Here is a 788-nt window from a genome sequence, read left to right as displayed (position 1 = left end):
AAAGTCATCAAGACATCAAGTATTATCATACAAGTGCGATGATGACTTATGGGAATGAGATAAATAAGAGATTCTTATTTACTTTTTATTTTCCTCACCCGCGAACCTAAATCTTTAGGCGTTCGAGAAAATCTATTTCATAGTAATAAAGCTTTGCATTGTTTCCATCTTTTTGGAGAATAAAAACAAATTCTTTACCGACTTTGGGATATGAATCTATCCAAACCTCATTTTCATTCTTTCTGATATAGCAAGTTGCACCACGATATCTTTCCTCAAGCTTTAGCACATCTTCAGAATCAGCTTCAGGAAGAGAATCTCTTAATATTATATGTTTATTACCATCTTCATTTGCTCGTTCTCGTAAGACTTCTCGCAATTTGCTATATGCTTCTTGTAAGGTTTTGTCTCCAAAGTTATAAAAGCGAATGTATGCGCCAGTTTTACCTGCATTAAGGTTGAGGTAACCTTTACCTGTATCTACCCCTTTTTTATCAAAGAAAGGATACACATCAAGCAACTTCTTACCCTGTATTTCTGTCCGATATTGCTTACACACTGATGAAAGCTCTTGTTGTTTTTCCAAAGGACTTTCTGCCAAAGCAAACACACCAGCCAAACCTAAAGTCATCAAGGCTATAAAAAACTTTCTAAAACCCATATTGTCTCCTTAGGAATAAATATTAAGTGTAAAAATACACTTAATATTTATTATACTTTTAAATTGAAAGTTGATTCTTAGAATCTGAAGTAAAAGATGAGTAAAATTACTCAATGTATAATTTTGT

The 788-nt window shown here is 32.7% G+C and carries 1 protein-coding gene; it reads right to left on the bottom strand.

Annotated features, from left to right (window positions below; all coding sequences use genetic code 11):
• Positions 1–106 precede the first annotated feature (106 nt).
• Entirely contained in the window at positions 107–661 is a 555-nt protein-coding gene (locus tag CQA53_RS11720) for a hypothetical protein (RefSeq protein WP_115544042.1), read from the bottom strand.
• Between the last annotated feature and the right edge of the window lie 127 nt (positions 662–788).

Source organism: Helicobacter didelphidarum (assembly GCF_003364195.1).
Classification (GTDB): domain Bacteria; phylum Campylobacterota; class Campylobacteria; order Campylobacterales; family Helicobacteraceae; genus Helicobacter_A; species Helicobacter_A didelphidarum.
Note: the sequence above shows the minus strand (reverse complement) of the source record. Positions and strands in the feature narration are given on the sequence as shown.

What these genes read in the sequence shown, in the direction of transcription:
- CQA53_RS11720 (WP_115544042.1), bottom strand. Translation starts at nt 661, where the DNA reads ATGGGTTTTAGAAAGTTTTTTATAGCCTTGATGACTTTAGGTTTGGCT.